The sequence below is a fragment of the Bradyrhizobium sp. CCBAU 45384 genome (assembly GCF_028128665.1).
Taxonomy (GTDB): Bacteria; Pseudomonadota; Alphaproteobacteria; order Rhizobiales; family Xanthobacteraceae; genus Bradyrhizobium; species Bradyrhizobium manausense.
Map to the genome: position 1 here is coordinate 47,822 of NZ_LBIZ01000002.1, position 17,217 is coordinate 65,038.

The following is a 17,217-nucleotide window of genomic DNA, read 5'->3' on the forward strand; positions in this document are numbered from 1 at the left end:
CGGTTTCCATGGTGATTCCAACAGGGTCGAATGCGAACTCCCTTCAGGTAAGGACCAACGCACAAACTCAAGTGGCGATTGAGCCCTCCCTCGGGCAGCGAGCGACGCGGCTTCATCCTCATATTCGGTCGATGCGTCGCAGGCGTCACAATCGAAGGACCGAGCAGAAATTTTTTTCGGCGCAGCGCCTCGCTGCATGATTCGCTTTGCGCAACTGTGCAGGGAGTTCGCGCGCGAATCCTGCGGCATAAGTAGGAAACTGCAGAATTTATGCGCCGGTTGTGATCCGCTACGCTGCAGAGCGCGTGCGCATCTCGGATCGTGCGTGCATGTATGATTCAGATGACAATCGAGTTCAACCTTATGTAACCAATCCAAACTAGGGGTCTCGCGAAACGATCTCGAATTTCATTGGAAATCTCATGCCCGCTCCCAAAATCGCGAAACGGCTGGTATCAACAGTTCTTCGTCAGCTTCGACCGAGCCTACGCACCCAGATTGGCTTGCTGGGAATCGTGAGTGTGCTTGTAACTGCCGCGACTTGCGTTACGGGACTTAATTATCTCGCGAAGGCGCAGAGCGACGTGAGCGAGAGCGCCAATCTTCGCGCCCACCTGACATCCCTTTCCGAAGCCTTTCTTGAATCGCAGCAGCTGGCACTGGAGTTCCTGCGCAAGCGTGATGAAGCCGTGATCGCGCGACAAGCCCAGGGCATTAAGAACGCACTGGCGGACCTCAGCCAAATAGAGGAGCAGGCCGCTTCATTGCCCGAGGGCGATCCCCTGAGAGACGTGACGTTCCTTCGCGCCGGGATCAACCTTTACGCGACTCGTTTCAACAACGTTGTCTCTGCGCAGCGGGTGCTCGGGCTTACGGAGAATGATGGGCTCCAAGGTAAGCTCCGCGAAGCCGTGCATCAGGCAGAGGCGCGACTCGCACATTTCAACGAGCCACACCTGGCGGTATTGATGTTGATGATGCGACGGCACGAAAAGGATTTCATGCTGCGTCATGAGGAGAAGTACGGTGATGAGCTGGAAAAGCGCGTCGCCGAATTCGAGGCCGCGCTCGCTACCTCAGAGCTTCCTCCGGAATCCAGAGTTGAGTTGAAGAAGCTTGTTGCTTCTTATCGATCGAGCTTTCTGGCGCTTGTTGTATCGCAACAGGCGCTGGATGACCAAGTTGACGATCTCGTCCAAATCTACGGCCGGAATCGTCCCCTTCTGTTGAAGGCGATCGCAGCCGCGGACGCTCGCGCTGTCTCTGCGGAAGAGCATGCGTCGCGCCTCAGAGCGACTTTGGGTTGGACAATCGGGTTAGCCACTCTCGCAATCGGCTTCGTCGCCGTGCTTATTGGGCAGAAGCTGGCGAAACTGATAACCCGCATGAGCGCAGCAATGCGTCAACTCGCGGCTGGGCAATTCGATGTCACGCTGCCGGGTCTTGGCCGTTCAGACGAGATCGGCGACATGGCTCAAGCCATGGAAGGGTTTAAGGTCAGATCGAGGGAGAAACTGCAAGAAGAGCTTGCGGCGAATCAGGAACAAGATCGCGCGGCCGCGAAGCGGCGCAAGGCGGAGCTTGGAGAGCTGGCCAGTACATTTGAATGCGCCGTGAGCGGCGTCATCGATACGATGTCTTCGGCATCGACCGAGCTGGAGTCTTCCGCTCGCGAGCTGACGTATACGGCTCACCTTACTCGGGAGATCTCTGATAACGTTGCTTCCGCGTCGGAGGAGGCGTCAGCCAATGTTCAGCTGGTTGCTGCCGCAACGGAAGAGATGATGGCATCCGCTTCTGAGATCGGTCGGCAGGTCGAGCAATCGACGGAGATCGCCAAGGGAGCCGTGCGGCAGGCTAAAGAAACGGATCGGCGGATGAAGCAGCTATCGGCCGCTGCAATCAAAGTCGGTGGCGTGGTTGACCTAATTGCAACGATCGCCAGGCAAACCAACCTCCTGGCGCTTAATGCAACAATTGAAGCTGCGCGTGCAGGCGGTGCCGGCCGCGGCTTTGCAGTTGTGGCGCTCGAGGTGAAGTCGTTAGCAACTCAGACGGCAAACGCGACCGTCGAAATTGGAGAGCAAATTTCTGACATTCAGGCAGCGACACTCGAGTCGGTCAGCGCCATCACAGACATCGGAAATAGTATTGGTAGAATCTCACAAATCGCATCAGCGGTTGCCGTTGCGATCGATCAACAGTGCGCGGTAACGAAGGATATTACCCAGAATATTCAGCGAGCGGCCGCGATGTCGACGGCGGTCGCGGGCAGCATCCGGCAGGTTGCGCAGAAGGCGTCCGTCACAGGTGCATCATCGTCGCAGGTGCTGACATCTGCCAACGTGCTTGCCCAAACCAGCCATCGTCTCAAAGTCGAAGCCGATGATTTTCTCGCGGGGATCCGATCATGATCCTTGGGTGAGATGTTCCGCAAGCCTCGCTGACAGTACAGCCAATAAGCAAAATGCGTGGCCTGGGCCCGATAGAAGAATGGGGTAACTGCTCAGCCGGGCCGGGCATCCATGGACAGGTTGCGAAGCCTTCCGAATTGCTGCCGGGGCACCAACTCGCGCTAACACAAATGGCCGCCGTCGTCGTCCGGAAGCGCCCGGAATCACAACGAACTGATCCTTGTTTTGACTTCCGATAGGTTTCAAGCCCCTCGCTTGATGATCTCGGCGCGGACGGCAAGCATTCGTGCGGTCTTGCCTTGCTCGACTAACGTGACGGAATCGGCGTCGTTCACGCGTTAATTCCTTCTGCGCTCCTCAAAGGAATCTATCATGGCCAAAATGACCAAGAACCAGCTAATTGACGCGATTGCAGAAGGAACGCGGGTTTCCAAGACTGACGTAAAGTCCGCCATCGAGCAGCTGGCGACGGTAGGCTACAAGGAGTTAAACCAGTCCGGCGAGTTCGTCATTCCCGGGTTCGTCAAAATGTCGGTCGTGAACAAACCCGCTACGGAAGCCCGCAGCGGCATCAATCCTTTTACGAAGGAGCCGATGGAGTTCGCGGCCAGGCCGGCCAGCAAATCGGTTAAAGCGTCGCCGCTCAAGGTTGCCAAAGACGCAGTAGCGGTATGATGAGGCCCGCTCTCCGTCAATACCTTGCACCCGGGCCACACGGCGGACGCCCCTTTGGCACGGTCGCGAATAATTGGATGATGTCGGAGCGCTCTGGACGAAACTCTACGTCGACGTTTGCAAAACTTTCGGTAAAATGGTTTTGCTTTGTTGCGTGACCGGCGCGCATGAAACTTGCGATCGTCGGTGATCGCAGACGAGTGCGCGCGTGTGGACGAAGCGCTGCAGAGATTCAGGTGCTTTTCGGACATCATTCGGTCCGGTTTTGTCGTCCGCGCAGCGCATGAAGTCTTGAGTTGAGCGGAGACGATTGCAAATCTTTCAGCGCTTGCGCCGTCAGCGACGCGATCATTGCTTTGCATCAAAAACAAAGCTGATTTCGTTTCATTGACTGAATCCCGATCGCATTTACCATCCACGGTGTCCAAGCGAGGTCGTTCACATCTAACCTACGTCATGCGCAAGGCGTCTCGGCCGATTTCGGCCTGAACGCGCTATGCTCCGCCGAGGTGACGGCGGAGAGCTATATCACCGAGCTTCGCGCATGGCGGCTGGTTCGTTGTCCGCCGGAGCGCATCGCGGTCCGATAGGGCCGAAGCCAGAAATTCCTCCATTCGCTCTCCCCTGTCGCTCGCGCGACCAGTGAAAGGCGGAGCTTTGTCTAGAAAATCGCAATTGAGAGAACACGATCATGAGCAATATGAGAGCGATCCATAACGTCATCCCCAGCTCGGATATCGTCAAGCGCGCGGCCCGGCTCGAAGCCGAGATCAGGAACTTAAAGCGTCGCGGGATCTTCCCGACGAAGTGGTCCGCGCGATCAGCCAGGTGATGCTCGAGCACAAGGTCATCTTTTTCCGCGACCAGCAGCATCTGGACGACGCCGAACAGGAGCGGTTCGCCGGCAGGCTCGGAAAGCTGGTGCCACATCCGACCGTCGCTGCGACCAAGGGCAGACCGACGTCACGTTCGTGAATGTCTATCCCAAGATCTCGGTGCTGCGGGGCGTGGTGATTCCGCCCTATGGCGGCGATACCGTGTGTCGAACACCTCGGCTGCCTATCTCGATTTGCCGGCACCCTTGCGCAAGCTCGCGGACGAGCTCTGGGCGGTTCACAGTAATGCCTATGATTACGCCGTGAAGACCCGCGCGAGCGAGGCGGATAGGAAGCATTTCGAGGAAGTGTTCACCGGAACGATCTTCGAGACCGAGCATCCGGTGGTCAGGGTCCATTCGGAGACCGGCGAGCGCACCTGGTGCTCGGCAATTTCGTTCAGCGCTTCGTCGGTCTTTCGAAATTCGACGGACAAAAGCTGTTCGACCTGTTCCAGTCGCATATCACGGTGCCGGAAAATACGTTGCGGTGGAGCTGGAATATCGGCGACGTGGCGATCTGGGACAATCGCGCCACCCAGCGCTACGCGGTCAATGACTACGGCGATCAGCGCCGTGTCGTGCGTCGGCTACTATCGATGGCGATGTTCCGCTCAGCGTCGATGTTCGCCGCAGCGCGACGCGCATCAAGGTCTCGAAGCCGTAGGCGGCAAGGCCGCATGATCTGGATCACATCAGAAACAACGACCAGGGTGCACGCAATGATCAAATTTCTTCGCTCGGCAGGGGGCCGCGCGCCGGGTCGCAAAGTTTCTGCTCGCAGGCGCGTTGACCTTGGGGCTGGCGGCGCAGGCCTTCGCTGAGCCGCCGCTGGAGAAGATCGAGATTCGCTACTAGGGCTAGGCCGGGGAGGTGACGTTCATCGAACTCGCCTATCTCGCGCCACTGAAGCGGCAACACCATCCGCGGTCCGCAGGACATCCAGACCGTCGTGACCGGTGATATCGACATCGGTCTTCTACGGCGCGATCCTGAAGCTGATAGTGACGCGGGCACCTATCAAGGCCGTGGTCGGCTACTACGGCTCGGATGCCAACACCTATCAGGGCTACTACGTCAGGGATAACAGCCCTATCAAGACGGCGCGCGACCTGATCGGCAAGAAGGTCGCGGTCAACACGTTGGGCGCCCATCCGGAATTCGTTCTTCGCGAATACCTGGCGCGGAACGGACTCAGCGCTAGCGAGGCCAAGCAGGTCACACTGTTCGCGGTTCCTCCCTTCACGGGCGAGTAAGCGTTGCGTCAGGGCAGGTCGAGGTGAGCACGCCGAGCGGCATCCTGCGTGACAAGGCGCTGGAGCGCGGCGGAATACACGCGCTCTTCAACGACACTGATCTGTTCGGCTATTTCACCAGGCAGGGATGCCTTCAGGATCGAAGTTCGTTCTGCGAGGGCTATTTCGACGCTGAACTGCCTCGGCAGGAGCTATTCGAGTACATGCGCAAGACTGCGGCCCCGCCGTTCGTGTGGAAGAGTTTGCTTTGACTTAGTCGCCGCGTTCTTGATGGCTGCAGCAGCTGGCACAGGGCACGGCCTATGTCCCACCGCAAGTCAAGTTGACGGCGTGCGGTCGATCGGTCCACCAGATGAGAGCTGCGACATCAGGTGCCAAGTCCGTCAATTTGTCCTGAGGAGTTACCTTCCCGAGGGCCAGCCCACGCATCATGCCACTCAAGCGCACTTTTTGAGAAGGCGGCCGCCGTCTATTTGGCTTGCCTGCAACGTATCGGCGACGTCCGGTTCTCGCATTGGGCTGATCTCGTACGCATGGACACCGTCGGGTCCGGCGGCAGGCCGGTGTAGATCACGCCGGGCTCCTGGTGGAAGAAGTTGTCGACCCGGAAGTATTTCCGCTGCCCGTCGGCGATGTCGATGCTGAACGTGATCTCGACGATGCTGAACGTGATCTCCGTGACGATGTAGCCGGTGTATGGAGCAAACGCTTCCTAGTCTGGCCGGCGCGACGCTCGTTCAAAAACTGCCGATCGAGGCCTGGGTCAAAGGGCTGTGATCTGAGTCAGATGTTCAGTCCAGCGTTCCAGCGCGTCTCGTATTTCCGCTTCGTAACGGGCCCGATTATACACCCCAGCTACGCCGGCGCGGTGGCCGCTCACGTGGTTCAAGATCGCTTCAACGATATGCGGCAGGACGCCCAAGCGATCCGCCATCATGGTTGCGGCCGTGCGACGAAGATCATGCACGGTCCAGTGGGGCTGGGGCTTGGCATCCTCGTCCACTCCCCTCCGTGCCGAAAGAATGCGTGCGTCCAGCGCGGCCTTAGATTTGGACCAGCCGGAGAAACCTCGATTTTCACCACCTTTTCGGCGAGCACCATTACCGAAGACGCAGTCGCCATCATTTCGCCGAGGCGGTAGCAGAGCCAAGGCAGTTGGGACGAACGGCAGCACGTGCTCGCGATGGTTCTTGCTCCGAGCGCTCGGCAGAGTCCAACGGCCGGCAACGGTATCTAGCTCTGGCCATCTCATGCCGCCGACTTCGTCGCGCCGCTGAGCGGTGAGGATCAGCAAGCGTAGTATACGTCCGTGGTCGTCATCGCCGCATGCCTTCCAAATCTCGGACAGCTCTGTATCGGACAATACCCGCTCTCGGGATTTCGGCTGCTCGGGACGATTGGTGCCGAGCACAGGGTTTGCCGGAATATCGAGTCCCTCTCGAATGGCCCAATTGAACAACGTGGATAGGGCGGTGCGAGCGCGTGCGGCTGAGACGACTCCTTGCTGCGCCGCGATATCGGCGACTCGCGCCGCAACATGGCGCCTTGTAATCTTGAACACGGAGACTGAGTGCAGGGGCTTCCAGGCGACGAGCAAGTAGCGTTCGACCTCCGAATACGTCCGGGGCCGCTGCTTCTTCTTCGCGATGCTGAGGTATTCGCCGGTTATCTTGCGGAGTGTGTCGGCCGCCTGAAGGTTGGCCTCCGCTTTAGTATCTGCCGGGTCCTTCCCGTCCGCGACCAGTCCCAGCAATCTCTTGGCTTCCCGGCGCGCCTTCTCTGGCGTCCAGGGTGACCCGTGCCGACCGATCGTGAAGAAGCGCTGGCGGCCAAACAACCGATACTTGAGGACGTAGGTCGCTTGATCGCGCTGGCGCCGCACGCCAAAGCCCCGCACCGCTTCCTTATGGCCCGCATCCCAGATCGCTTGCCCTGGGACCAACGCCTGCACAGCTCTGATCGTGATACTTGCCGATGCCATGCGAAACCCTTTCGTGCTCCTAGCTACGACGTAGCTACCACGTAGCTACCACGTAGCTACCACAACAACGCTAGTCGGAGCGAACGACAGCGTGGCTACGGCGAGATATCATGTTGAAATTGTTGTGATATTAGTGGTCCGGCGTAGCGAGGCGTAAATCCGGCGGAGGCACTATTCTGTCTGTGGAACAGGAGGTCGGTGGTTCGAGCCCACCCAACTGTACCAGCGCTGTATCTCCGAAGCTGTTGAGCTGAAGCTTGTGTCGCTACTCGCGCGGCACAAACCCCTGGTGGCCAGGCAGAAAGGACTACGCCTGAGCCTTGGCCAATTCATACTGGGAGGCGAGCAGCTCAATGGGGATGTGCCATTCAGCGCTGATTGTGCGGATCATATCGAGCGTCAACGGGCGGACGCGATTCAGGATCTCAGACGCGCGATTCCGTCCGATGAGTTCGCTGAGGCCAGCCTGAGTTTTTCCCATGGATTGAATCGCGAATTCCAGGACCTCCACTGGATCGACATGCGGAATTTCGAAGTGGGCGTCCTCGTACTCTCGGATGAGAGTTGCGAGCACCTCAAACCTGTCGCTCTCGGGCGTGCCGATTGCGGGCTGAGCCTCGAAATAACGAGTCACTTCGCCAATCGCCCAGTTGTAGTCATCCTCGTTATGGAGAGGTCGAACATCCATCATCACACCGTCTCCGCATCTATCTTGTCGTAGTCGTTGTGCGTACCGACAAATTTGATGAGCGCGGTTTTGTGGAGGTACGCAAAGTGCGCGATGAGGCGATAGGGTAAAGAAAATACATATCGAGAAAGCTCGCAACGAACTTCATGAGCTGCAATAAATCCGGTCAAAAAAACTAGCGAGCCCCCGCTGGATGCCCGGGGGGCGGCGGCTCGCCTGCCTGCCGCGCCTGAACGGAGATCTGGCCGCAGAATTGCAGTGACAGCACACCGTAGCTCCCCGCCACGCAATGCGCTATCGCTAGCGGTCCAACGACGTGCATCGCGAGCCAGGCGGGAGAGATCGTGAGCTTCTTCGAGCGTCTCAAGACAGCAGCATCCGCCGAGTGGCGGGCCTACGCCGAGCATCCCTTCACGAGCGGATTGGCGGACGGCTCGCTCCCCGAAGCGGCGTTCCGTCACTACCTCGTTCAGGATTATCTGTTTCTCATCGAGTTTGCCCGCGCCTACGCGCTCGCGGTCTACAAGTCGCCCAGGCTTGCCGACATGCGTGAAGCAGCGTCCGGCCTGTCGGCCATCCTCGATGTCGAGATGAACCTGCATGTGAAGCTCTGTGCGGATTGGGCTCTGTCCCCGGTCGACCTTGAACAGGCCGCTCCGGCGGCCGAGATGCTGGCCTATACACGCTATGTGCTCGATGCGGGAATGCGCGGCGATCTGCTGGCGCTCAAGGTGGCGCTTGCGCCTTGCGTAATCGGCTACGCGGAGATCGCAACGCGGCTCGCCTCGCGCCCCGATGCTGAGGCTACGACGAACGCCTATCGCGTCTGGATCGCCGAGTACGCCGGCGCGCCGTACCAGGAGGTCGCGGCCAAGGCGCGGGCGCATCTGGAGCATCTTGCCGATCTCTACGCCACGCCGGCCCGCGAGGCCGAGCTGATCGCGATCTTCAAGGAAGCCACCCGGCTCGAGGCCGACTTCTGGGAGATGGCCTGGCGCGCGGGCCAGCCTGTGAATAGCGGTTTCGGCCCATGATGGCCGAGCTGTCCCGCTGGACCAGATTCGCCATTTGGCGTACCCTTTTCGCATAGCAACATGTCAGCGGAGGTCCTCCGTGGAACATCGCGGCGTCAGCTTTTCCATCGTTGAAATGAGCTACCCCTATGGTTGGAAGTGGACCGTGGGGAAGGGCCGGACAGTGTCGGTCGGTGTCTGCGCGACGAGGCTGGATGCGATCCGCCAGGCCAAAACATTCATTGACGCGATCATGGACTGGGCTGCCTAGCTGGGCTTCCGCGGCGCCAGTTTGACGGTGAAGAAGCATCCACCCCGGAACGAAGTTGCGACGGTAGATCCTGCCGGCCCATCGCGTGTCAGGAGATGACAGCCTTGACGAGCGCAGTGTCCGCGTACTCGATCAGCTCGACGATCTTGCCATCCTGAAACTTGAAGAGGTCCAGCACCTCGGTGCTGAAGACCTTTCCACTTGGATTGTGTCGAATGACAAGGCGGGACCGGACGGCCGCATGATCTCCCTCGACCACCTCGGTCAGGATCTCGCGCTTCTGGAAGTCGAAATGCGCGATGAATTGACCGAAAGCCGCGAGCAGCGACTGGTGCCCCTGCACGCTTCCCGTCAGATGCAGCGCGCTGCTGTCGCCCACCAGGTTGAACCAACCCTCGGGATGAAAAGCTGCTACCAGGCCGTTCACGTCACCCTTGCCGCGCGCGGCGTAAGCGTGCCTGATGATTTCGAGCATTGCCTCGCGATCCATATCTGCCTCCCCGTGATATCAGCTCAGAGTAGCTACTTTTGCGTGCGGAGGCAAAATCATGCCCGGCTTGCCGAGATCGGCTGACAGTGCACCAAACTCCCGGGCGATTTCGTGCACTGCCACCGCCCTTGCGCGCCTGCAGCGCGTAGGATGGGGTGAGCCCTTGCGAAACCCATCTCTTCTTGGCCGCCGCCGCTCTCCATAGAGCGCGAAACGATGCGTCAGCCGTGCACCCCGAACACCGGCGGATCTCATCACTCGCTCATGAGCGAGATCTCTCCCGTATCCAAACCGATCCGCAACCAGGTGCCGGCCGGTCGCATGTCTCCAGCGACCGCGAATGGTTCGGCAAGCTGTGAGACGACGGTCCTGCCCCGCACTTCGAAGCTCCCGCTGTTCAACGGCACGCCACGAAGGACGATCGTCTGGCCGTGTCCCGACCGGATGCGCACCAGCCGCCCATCACCGGCAACGTCCAACGTGACTCCGACCGGGGCCATCGTGTCCAGCATCGGGATGTAGGCTTCGCTCGCCGAGAGAAGAAAGCTCCAGGGCTCCGCGTCGTTGCCGCGTCGGATCGTCGTCTGGGCCGGCAGCTTCAGCCCGAGCAGCTCGTGCGGCGCACCGAGCGTGAAGCGGTGAAGCGTACCGTCCTTATCGAACAGAACGCCGCCGAACCGGTCGTTCGCGTAGGACCCACCTTTGCACGGCAATCCGTCGATGATTTGATAGCCGTGCAGATCGCCGCCCCAATGCGTGACGTCATTGCCCTGTCTCTTCCACGGCTTGAGCGTTCCCGTGATCCGCATGCCGAGGATCTCGGTCACGTGCGGCAGCTCGATCGAGACGACGATGGAATGCGCCTTGTCGGCGAACTGGATTTTGCTGCCGGCCGGCAAAGGCAAATCAGCGATGGTCTCGGCGGTCTCGAGCGTGCGCCAATATTTGGTTGCGTCGTAGCTCTGGTAAAGATAGAGGGCGCCGGCCGCGGGAAATGGCAAGGTCAGAAAGGCGGCGCAAGCGATCAATACAAAGCGCAATCCGCCGATCCAGGGCGAGCCATACCAGGCCGAAAATGCCAACGCGAGCGCCAGCGGTATGGTCACGAACCAATTGTTGACGACGGCATATCCGAACAGAAGCGGCCATGGCAGGCGCAAGATCGGTCTCCTTCGGATCAGTCATCGGACCGAGCGCAAGGGCGCCGTGCCATCAGCAACGCGCGTATGCAGCCAATTTGTCGACGACAGATCGGTCCTGGTTCACGGGTGATTGCCGGATCAAGAACCTAAACTCCCGATCCTCCCGAGTACGCGCAAACGCCGGCTAAGTCCGATTTACGCGCCTTCGTCGCGATCGCCGAGAATCCGCACAAGCTCCACCTCGAGCCTCAAGCCCGGCGCTTGCTTCGCAAAGCCCGTGCACAACGTCGACGAGCCATCCACCGACCGCCCCGACACCACGATGTCGATCTCATCCAATCCGAACACGCCGGGCGGCCCCGGTTCGACGCGTCGGGCGGAAAGAGTAGCTTTGAAGTGCTCGCCCTGCTGCGTCCAGTGTCCCGCATAGGCAAAGGTGGAATCGCCGCCGGCGAGTTTTCCGTCGGGACCGAACTCGACCACACCGGCGCCTTCGCCGACCGGCGTCTTGAACCAAACGGAGTATCTGCCCGGGGTGATCACTCAAGCCCACCACATCGACCGTTATTCCGGCCGAATTGAGCTGGACCAAAATGGCTATCGCGTGGCGCTGCGGGGCTCTCACCGCGCGGGTATCGGCTGTTTAAGGCTCTCTGCTACCTCACCCCAGCCACCACCATCACCACCACCGGCAGCGTCACTGCGGCCAGCAGCGTGCACAGCGCCACCGCGCCCGAGACCGGGTTCACCATCCGCTGATACTGAACCGCGAAGATGTAGGCATTCGCGCCTGTCGGCATCGCCGCGAACAGCACGACGACGCCGGTCACGACAGGCGGCAGGTTCAAGAGCTTGGCCAGCGCGAAGGCCACCGTCGGCATCGCCAGCAGCTTGAGTGCGCTGATCGCGGCGACGCTTGTCATCTCGCCCTTCACCTCGAAGCGGAACAGGGTGATGCCGAGCGCGATCAGCGCGGCCGGCGATCCCGCCTGCGCCAGCAGCTCGATGGTCTTGTCGACGACGGGTGCAAGGCCAAGGCCGGTGAAGCGCCAGATCACGCCGAAGCCGATCCCCAGCATCAGCGGGTTCTTGGCGAGGTCTGCGAGGATGGGCCAGATCACCGAGAGCACCGAGCCGGTGCGCTTGCGGCTGACCAGCTCCATCTGCAGGATGCCGCAGAGCCAGAGCAGCGGCGTGTTCACCGACAGGATCAGCGACATCGGGCCGGCCGCCTCATTGCCGAGCGCGGAGAGCACCAGGGGAATCCCCAACATGACGATGTTGCCGTAGACCGAGCCGATCGCGAACACGACGCCGTCCTCATGGTCCTCGCGCCGCTGGCGGAGCAGCGCCGAGATCAGCAGCGCCGCGATCCAGGTGATGGCGAGCGCGCCGTAATAGGCGCCCCACATGCGCCACGGGCTGACGTCGGGGAATTCCGACACCACGATGGTGCGGAACAGCAGCGCGGGGATCGCGATGCTGAAGGCGAATTCGGAGATGCCCTTGTGCGCGCCCTCGGAGACGAAGCGAAACAGCACCGCCGCATAGCCGGCCGCGATCAGCGCAAACACCGGCGCGACGATCAACATGGTGGCCATGCGGTCCTCCCCTCACGGGGATTTCGGCCGACCACCCCACGCGCCTCTCGATGCTGCCATCATGCCGGTGTTTTGCCCGACAAGTCAAAGGAAAATTCGTAAAATCCGCAGGAGGCGGGATTCCGTGAAGCGGCCCAGAGCCATGGCTACTGTGCATGGGGTTGTTTTCGCGGTTTGGGGATCGACCACCACACCACCGCTGTCATCCCCCGCGCAGGCGGGGGATCCAGTACGCCGCAGCCCTTCGGCTCCATCACAACCGTCTCGGCGTACTGGGTCACCCGCCCCGGTGCGCAACTGCGCACAAAGCCGGACGACGACAGCGGAGAAGACGGCGCCCCGCCGCTGTTGCCGGGAGCGCACAGGTCGCCGTTTTCGCCTCGGCCCTCGTTGCCAACCAACGCCCGTTCACCCACACTCCCGTCCTGTTCGACATTTGGGGGGATCGATGCCGGTATCTCGCGTCACGACGTCCATGGCTGCTAAGTTCATGGCTGCTGCGACCTTTGGGGTTGCCCTCGCCGTTCTGCTCCAGCCGGGCGCTGGCTTTGCCTACACGCCCGAGCAGCAGCAGGCCTGCACGCCGGATGCGATGCGGCTGTGCGGCGAGTTCGTGCCCAACGTCGATGCCATCACCGCCTGCATGATCCAGAAGAAGGCGCAGCTGTCGCCGCCATGCGCGGTGTTCTTCCGCCGCGGGCCGGAGCCGGTTGCCGGTCAGCCCACCAGGATCGCGCCGAAGACCGCCAAGAAGGCCAAGCCGAAGGCGAAGAAGAAAAAGACCGACGACGGCTAGGCACGTTCCTTCGCGAAACCTCCTCATGCCCCGCGCGCCATCGTGACGTGAAGGGCGACACCAGCCACGCGACAGCCACCGGACTCGTTTTGTTCGCGCGAGGTCAGCGCGCCGGCTTGCAGCCATCGCTGCTTCGCTCTGCTGAAAAAAAGCATCGCGAGAATTTGCGCGGCAAGGTTGTCCTGCTTGAAGAGATTTGGAATTGCCGGCGTGGTCTGCAGTTCATGATGGTTGATGTCATCAGCCGCACAAGGCAGTGTGACTCAAAAGCCAACATGTCTTGTTATTTCATGGCGCCGGCACGACAGCCGATAAATTTTTCTTTCCCGAATCAGCGCGGTGATTCATTTTCTCGGCCTGGGGTCAATCTGGAGGCCAGAGGATGAATGTAATTGTTTTCGCATCGCGCAAAGGCGGCTCGGGCAAGAGTACCCTGGCTGCACATCTCGCTGCGCAGATCAAGGCGAGCAAGCAGGTGATGCTGGTGGATGCGGACCCGCAGGGTTCGCTGACGCTGTGGCACAAGCTGCGGGGCACCAACGAGCCGCCGATCAAGGCGGCCGTGAATTCGGTCAGCGGCATCGTCTCCGCGGCCAAGCGCGACGGTTACGAGTGGGTGCTGATCGACACGCCGCCGAACCTGTCGGCCGTGGTCGATGATGCGATCCGCAACGCGACGATGGTGATCATTCCGGCGCGGCCCGGCGTGTTCGACGTCAACGCGGTGCAGGAAACCATCCAGATGTGCCGCGCGGCGCGCAAGCCCTACGCGGTCGTGCTCAACGGCGCACCGGCGCGCCGCGACGAAGCCGAAAGCCCGATCGTCACCATCGCCCGCGAGGCGCTGGCCAAGTTCCGCGCTCCTGTTTGGGGCGGTCAGATCACCAATCGTTCGGATTTGTTGATGGCACTCAGCCACGGCGAAGGCGCGCGTGAGTATCAGGCCGAAAGCCGTGCGGCCCAGGAAATTGCAAGACTGTGGGCAGCGATCGAGCGTTCAGTAAAAGCTATTCGCGGCACGGCGTCGGCATCCGGCGCAATGCACAAGCAGGCGGCATAATTCATCAATCATTTCCCCGGACGACAAACGCGCGGCATCCCGCGCGTTTTGCGTTTTCAGGGGTTGATGGTGACGTTACGCCACCATCAGCATGTAGAACACGATCACCGGCGACAACGTCAGGATCACCGACCAGACGCCGGCGGCCCAGAGAATGTCTCCGGTGGAAAAGCCCTGCTGCTCGCTGTCGTCGAAGCTTGGCGTGGCGCCGTAATGCGGCACCATATCGTTCTGATTGTTCAAGATCGCCCCCGCGATTTCTTCGCTTATGGGGAGAACGATACGCGGGATGTTTTAAAATTCCGGCCCAGCGCCACGCTCGCATTTTGAGCGCATTTGCCACCACGGATTAACCATCGCCGCGGCCTTGCCTCGTCAGGCGAGCCAGAGCCGGAATAGCAGCACCGGCATCAGGCCGAGCATCACGGCCCAGAAGCCGAACGACGACACCACCAAAATTCCCTGCAAAAGATCGGCAGGCGCGAATATTTCCGCCGCAGTCGGGCGAACGCGTTGCCTCATGGTCCTTCCCCCTTTTGAAAGACGTTGCTGGGGAACGATAGGCGCCATTGCGTAAACGAGACGTGGATGCGCCATGCGGCAGCTGCGAAGCGCGTTGGTGCCGGGTTAACCAAGGCGCCTCTCCCCGCACGCGGGGAGAGGCGAGCGAAGAGTTACGCCGCAACCTTCATCCGCCGTTCGATCTCGCGGTCGAGCGTGGCGGCGAGCTCGCTGCTGACCTCCACCATCGGCAGGCGCACCTCGGGGCTGTCGATCAGGCCCGTCCGCCACAGCCAGTACTTCGCCGGCGCCGGGCTCGGTTCGGTGAACAACAGCCGCGTCAGCTCGGCGACCTCTTGCCAGCGCGCCTCGGCCGCGTCGGCATTGCCTTGCTTCAGCTCGCCATAGACTGCCGCGAACGTCGCGGTCTCGAGATGAGCGGACAGCAGGATGCCGCCGTCAGCACCGTCGCTGAGCGCCTCGAGATAATTGGCATCCTCGCCGGTGAGCACGCGGAAATCCTTCGGCCGGTCGCGCAGCAGCGCGACCGACTGCTCGCGGCTCGCGCTGCAATCCTTCAAGCCCACGATGTTGGGATGCTCGGCGAGCCGCAGCATGGTCTGGTTGGTGATCCCGACCGCGCAGCGATAGGGGATGTTGTAGAGCGCGAGCGGCCAGGCGGCGTGATCGGCCAGCGCCTCGAAATGCGCAACGATCCCGCGCTGCGACGGCCGCACGTAATAGGGGCTCGCGATCAGATAGAAGTCGATCGGCCAGTCCGCGGTTTCATCCAGCCGCTCCTTCATCCGCGAGGTGTCCGCGCCGGACAGCCCGAGGCCGATCGGAACGTTGCGGCATCCCGCCGCCATCTCGTCGCGGACGATGGCGACGAGGCGTTCGAGCTCGGCCTCGCGCAGCGTCATGCCTTCGCCCGAGGTCGCCCCCAGGATGAAGCCGTCGATGGCTTGCGCGGCGTAGTGCCGCGTCAGTCGCCGCAGCGAGTTCTGGTCGAGACGACCGTTCCGAAACGGCGTCACCAGCGGCAGCCACAGCCCATGCATGTGGGTTCGCAAATCAGTCATGTTCCTATCTCCTTCTCGGTGATGGACCTGAGACGGAGGGCACATGAAAAAACCCCGTCCAGGCGGCGGGGTTTTCGGGATTTGGCAGCGATGACGAAGTCAGCTAGCGCGCGCAAAAATCCGAGGTCCCCGGATGGGGGACTTTTTTCGAAACGATTGCGCACGACTTCGTGATCATTGGGAAATGATGCGGGCTATGCCCAAAACTGTCAATACACGCGGAGGGCGAAAGCCTGATTGGGCAGAAAAAAAGCCGGACCCGAGGGCCCGGCTTAGGTATTGGCCACGTGAGGCCGACACAATCACCTTCCAAGAGGGATTACTGAACTCCCGCGCCACTGGAGGAGGGGGACAAATGCGCAACGCGAAGGCTCAGCGTACAAACATTATGGGCTTCTCCAGCGCCATGCAGCAACAGCCGAGGTCGCATGTCAGACATGCGGAAATCAGGACGGCCAGCGCTGCGCCTTGCTCACCACGAAGTCGCGGAACACCTGCACGCGCGCGACCGTCTTCAGCTCTTCCGGATAGACGAAATAGGTGTCGAGCTGGATCGAATCCGATTCGCCGAACAGTTGTACGAGGCGGCTCTGGTCTTCGACAAGGTAGTCGGGCAGCGCGGCGATGCCGAGGCCCTGCTGGCACGCGCGCACCAGGCCGAGGATGTTGTTGACCTTGAAATAGGCCTCGCGCGGACCCGAGCCGTTGCGCGCAGCTTCGACCAGCCAGTTGCGGTTCTGCAGATGCGGCGCGAAGTTGCCGTCGGAGAGCGTGATGATGCGGTGGGAGTCGAGCTCCTCCAGCGTGCGCGGCGTGCCGAAGCGCTTGATGTATTCCGGCGAGCAATAGGCGTGGAAGCCCATCGCGAACAGCTTGCGCTGGATAAGATCCGGCTGCGTCGGCTTGCGGGTGCGGATCGCAACGTCGGCCTCGCGCATGGACAGATCCAATTCCTCGTCGGTGACGATCAGCGAGATCCGGATCTCCGGGTAGAGCGCGGTGAATTCGCCGAGCCGCGGGATCAACCAATTGATGCCGACGCCGGGCGTGGTGGTGATCTTGAGATCGCCGCTCGGCCGTTCGCGGCTGTCGGTCAGTTTGGCGCGCGCCGCCTGCAGCTGCATGAACACGTCATGCGCGGTGCGGAACAACAGGTCGCCCTGCTCGGTGAGGATCAGGCCGCGGGCATGGCGGTGGAACAGCGAGACCGAGAGCTCCTGTTCCAGCGCCGAAACCTGGCGCGAGACCGCCGATTGCGACAGGCCGAGCTGCTCCCCCGCATGCGTGAAGCTGCCCGCTTCTGCCGCCGCGTGAAACACCTTCAGCTTGTCCCAGTCCATATCCGTGAATCCGTCGCGTGTTCGGGGCATGAT

General features: G+C 61.0%; 20 protein-coding genes and 1 pseudogene. 10 read left to right on the plus strand and 11 right to left on the minus strand.

Annotated features, from left to right (window positions below; all coding sequences use genetic code 11):
* Positions 1 to 422: 422 nt before the first annotated feature.
* The 5 genes and pseudogenes from XH80_RS00265 (at position 423) to XH80_RS00285 (ending at position 5,470) form a co-directional block, all read left to right on the plus strand.
* Positions 423 to 2,414, plus strand: coding sequence for a methyl-accepting chemotaxis protein (locus XH80_RS00265; protein ID WP_271596866.1), 1,992 nt, complete (start codon positions 423 to 425; stop codon positions 2,412 to 2,414).
* Between the two features lie 372 nt (positions 2,415 to 2,786).
* Complete coding sequence (locus tag XH80_RS00270; protein WP_271596867.1) at positions 2,787 to 3,089, plus strand: HU family DNA-binding protein; 303 nt, start codon at positions 2,787 to 2,789, stop codon at positions 3,087 to 3,089.
* Between the two features lie 691 nt (positions 3,090 to 3,780).
* Positions 3,781 to 4,630 (plus strand): annotated as a pseudogene (locus XH80_RS00275) (TauD/TfdA dioxygenase family protein).
* Between the two features lie 337 nt (positions 4,631 to 4,967).
* Positions 4,968 to 5,219 carry an ABC transporter substrate-binding protein gene (locus XH80_RS00280; protein WP_271596868.1) on the plus strand — a complete coding sequence of 84 codons (252 nt, stop codon included), beginning with the start codon at positions 4,968 to 4,970 and terminating at the stop codon, positions 5,217 to 5,219.
* 23 nt (positions 5,220 to 5,242) lie between these two features.
* Positions 5,243 to 5,470, plus strand: a complete 228-nt coding sequence (locus tag XH80_RS00285) for a hypothetical protein (RefSeq protein ID WP_271596869.1) — start codon at positions 5,243 to 5,245, stop codon at positions 5,468 to 5,470.
* A 512-nt stretch (positions 5,471 to 5,982) separates the two neighbouring features.
* On the opposite strand, the gene XH80_RS00290 is transcribed toward XH80_RS00285, so the two are convergent.
* The 3 genes from XH80_RS00290 to XH80_RS00300 all read right to left on the minus strand — a co-directional run bounded on the left by XH80_RS00290 (position 5,983) and on the right by XH80_RS00300 (position 8,295).
* Positions 5,983 to 7,200, minus strand: a complete 1,218-nt coding sequence (locus XH80_RS00290) for a tyrosine-type recombinase/integrase (protein ID WP_271596870.1) — start codon at positions 7,198 to 7,200, stop codon at positions 5,983 to 5,985.
* A 307-nt stretch (positions 7,201 to 7,507) separates the two neighbouring features.
* Complete coding sequence (locus XH80_RS00295) at positions 7,508 to 7,891, minus strand: helix-turn-helix domain-containing protein (protein WP_271596871.1); 384 nt, start codon at positions 7,889 to 7,891, stop codon at positions 7,508 to 7,510.
* Entirely contained in the window at positions 7,891 to 8,295 is a 405-nt protein-coding gene (locus XH80_RS00300; protein WP_271596872.1) for a type II toxin-antitoxin system HigB family toxin, read from the minus strand. The genes XH80_RS00295 and XH80_RS00300 overlap by 1 nt, the downstream gene beginning before the upstream one ends.
* Between XH80_RS00300 and tenA the strand changes: the two genes are divergently transcribed.
* Together tenA and XH80_RS00310 are read left to right on the plus strand one after the other, a co-directional pair.
* Positions 8,233 to 8,922, plus strand: a complete 690-nt coding sequence (gene tenA, locus XH80_RS00305) for a thiaminase II (protein ID WP_271596873.1) — start codon at positions 8,233 to 8,235, stop codon at positions 8,920 to 8,922. The genes XH80_RS00300 and tenA overlap by 63 nt on opposite strands.
* 79 nt (positions 8,923 to 9,001) lie before the next feature.
* On the plus strand, positions 9,002 to 9,172 hold the full coding sequence (locus tag XH80_RS00310) for a hypothetical protein (RefSeq protein ID WP_220004600.1): 171 nt from the start codon (positions 9,002 to 9,004) through the stop codon (positions 9,170 to 9,172).
* A gap of 88 nt (positions 9,173 to 9,260) precedes the next feature.
* Here XH80_RS00310 and XH80_RS00315 read toward each other — a convergent pair whose 3' ends face one another.
* From XH80_RS00315 to XH80_RS00330, 4 genes are all read right to left on the minus strand, one after another.
* Positions 9,261 to 9,662, minus strand: a complete 402-nt coding sequence (locus XH80_RS00315) for a nuclear transport factor 2 family protein (protein ID WP_271596874.1) — start codon at positions 9,660 to 9,662, stop codon at positions 9,261 to 9,263.
* Between the two features lie 254 nt (positions 9,663 to 9,916).
* Positions 9,917 to 10,822, minus strand: coding sequence for a hypothetical protein (locus XH80_RS00320; protein ID WP_271596875.1), 906 nt, complete (start codon positions 10,820 to 10,822; stop codon positions 9,917 to 9,919).
* A 177-nt stretch (positions 10,823 to 10,999) separates the two neighbouring features.
* On the minus strand, positions 11,000 to 11,347 hold the full coding sequence (locus XH80_RS00325) for a hypothetical protein (protein ID WP_271596876.1): 348 nt from the start codon (positions 11,345 to 11,347) through the stop codon (positions 11,000 to 11,002).
* Between the two features lie 113 nt (positions 11,348 to 11,460).
* A complete protein-coding gene (locus XH80_RS00330; protein WP_271596877.1) occupies positions 11,461 to 12,405 on the minus strand; it encodes an AEC family transporter in 945 nt (314 codons plus the stop codon).
* Between the two features lie 448 nt (positions 12,406 to 12,853).
* Here XH80_RS00330 and XH80_RS00335 point away from each other — a divergent pair, with 448 nt between their 5' ends.
* From XH80_RS00335 to XH80_RS00345, 3 genes are read left to right on the plus strand one after another with little or no spacing between them, the layout of a single operon-like run.
* Positions 12,854 to 13,201, plus strand: coding sequence for a hypothetical protein (locus XH80_RS00335; RefSeq protein WP_271596878.1), 348 nt, complete (start codon positions 12,854 to 12,856; stop codon positions 13,199 to 13,201).
* Between the two features lie 47 nt (positions 13,202 to 13,248).
* The gene (locus tag XH80_RS00340) at positions 13,249 to 13,587 is read left to right on the plus strand and encodes a hypothetical protein (RefSeq protein WP_271596879.1); all 339 of its coding nucleotides are present in this window, start codon (positions 13,249 to 13,251) and stop codon (positions 13,585 to 13,587) included.
* Positions 13,584 to 14,261, plus strand: coding sequence for a ParA family protein (locus tag XH80_RS00345; protein WP_027575286.1), 678 nt, complete (start codon positions 13,584 to 13,586; stop codon positions 14,259 to 14,261). The genes XH80_RS00340 and XH80_RS00345 overlap by 4 nt, the downstream gene beginning before the upstream one ends.
* Before the next feature lie 75 nt (positions 14,262 to 14,336).
* Here the strand turns inward: XH80_RS00345 and XH80_RS00350 are convergent, their stop codons facing one another.
* The 4 genes from XH80_RS00350 to XH80_RS00365 form a co-directional block, all read right to left on the minus strand.
* Complete coding sequence (locus XH80_RS00350) at positions 14,337 to 14,504, minus strand: hypothetical protein (RefSeq protein WP_157083341.1); 168 nt, start codon at positions 14,502 to 14,504, stop codon at positions 14,337 to 14,339.
* A 132-nt stretch (positions 14,505 to 14,636) separates the two neighbouring features.
* Positions 14,637 to 14,783 carry a hypothetical protein gene (locus tag XH80_RS00355; RefSeq protein ID WP_271596880.1) on the minus strand — a complete coding sequence of 49 codons (147 nt, stop codon included), beginning with the start codon at positions 14,781 to 14,783 and terminating at the stop codon, positions 14,637 to 14,639.
* 152 nt (positions 14,784 to 14,935) lie between these two features.
* A complete protein-coding gene (locus tag XH80_RS00360) occupies positions 14,936 to 15,844 on the minus strand; it encodes a 4-hydroxy-tetrahydrodipicolinate synthase family protein (protein WP_271596881.1) in 909 nt (302 codons plus the stop codon).
* 446 nt (positions 15,845 to 16,290) lie between these two features.
* Positions 16,291 to 17,214: a LysR family transcriptional regulator gene (locus tag XH80_RS00365; RefSeq protein WP_057741302.1), complete on the minus strand. Its 924-nt coding sequence runs from the start codon at positions 17,212 to 17,214 to the stop codon at positions 16,291 to 16,293.
* Positions 17,215 to 17,217 lie beyond the last annotated feature (3 nt).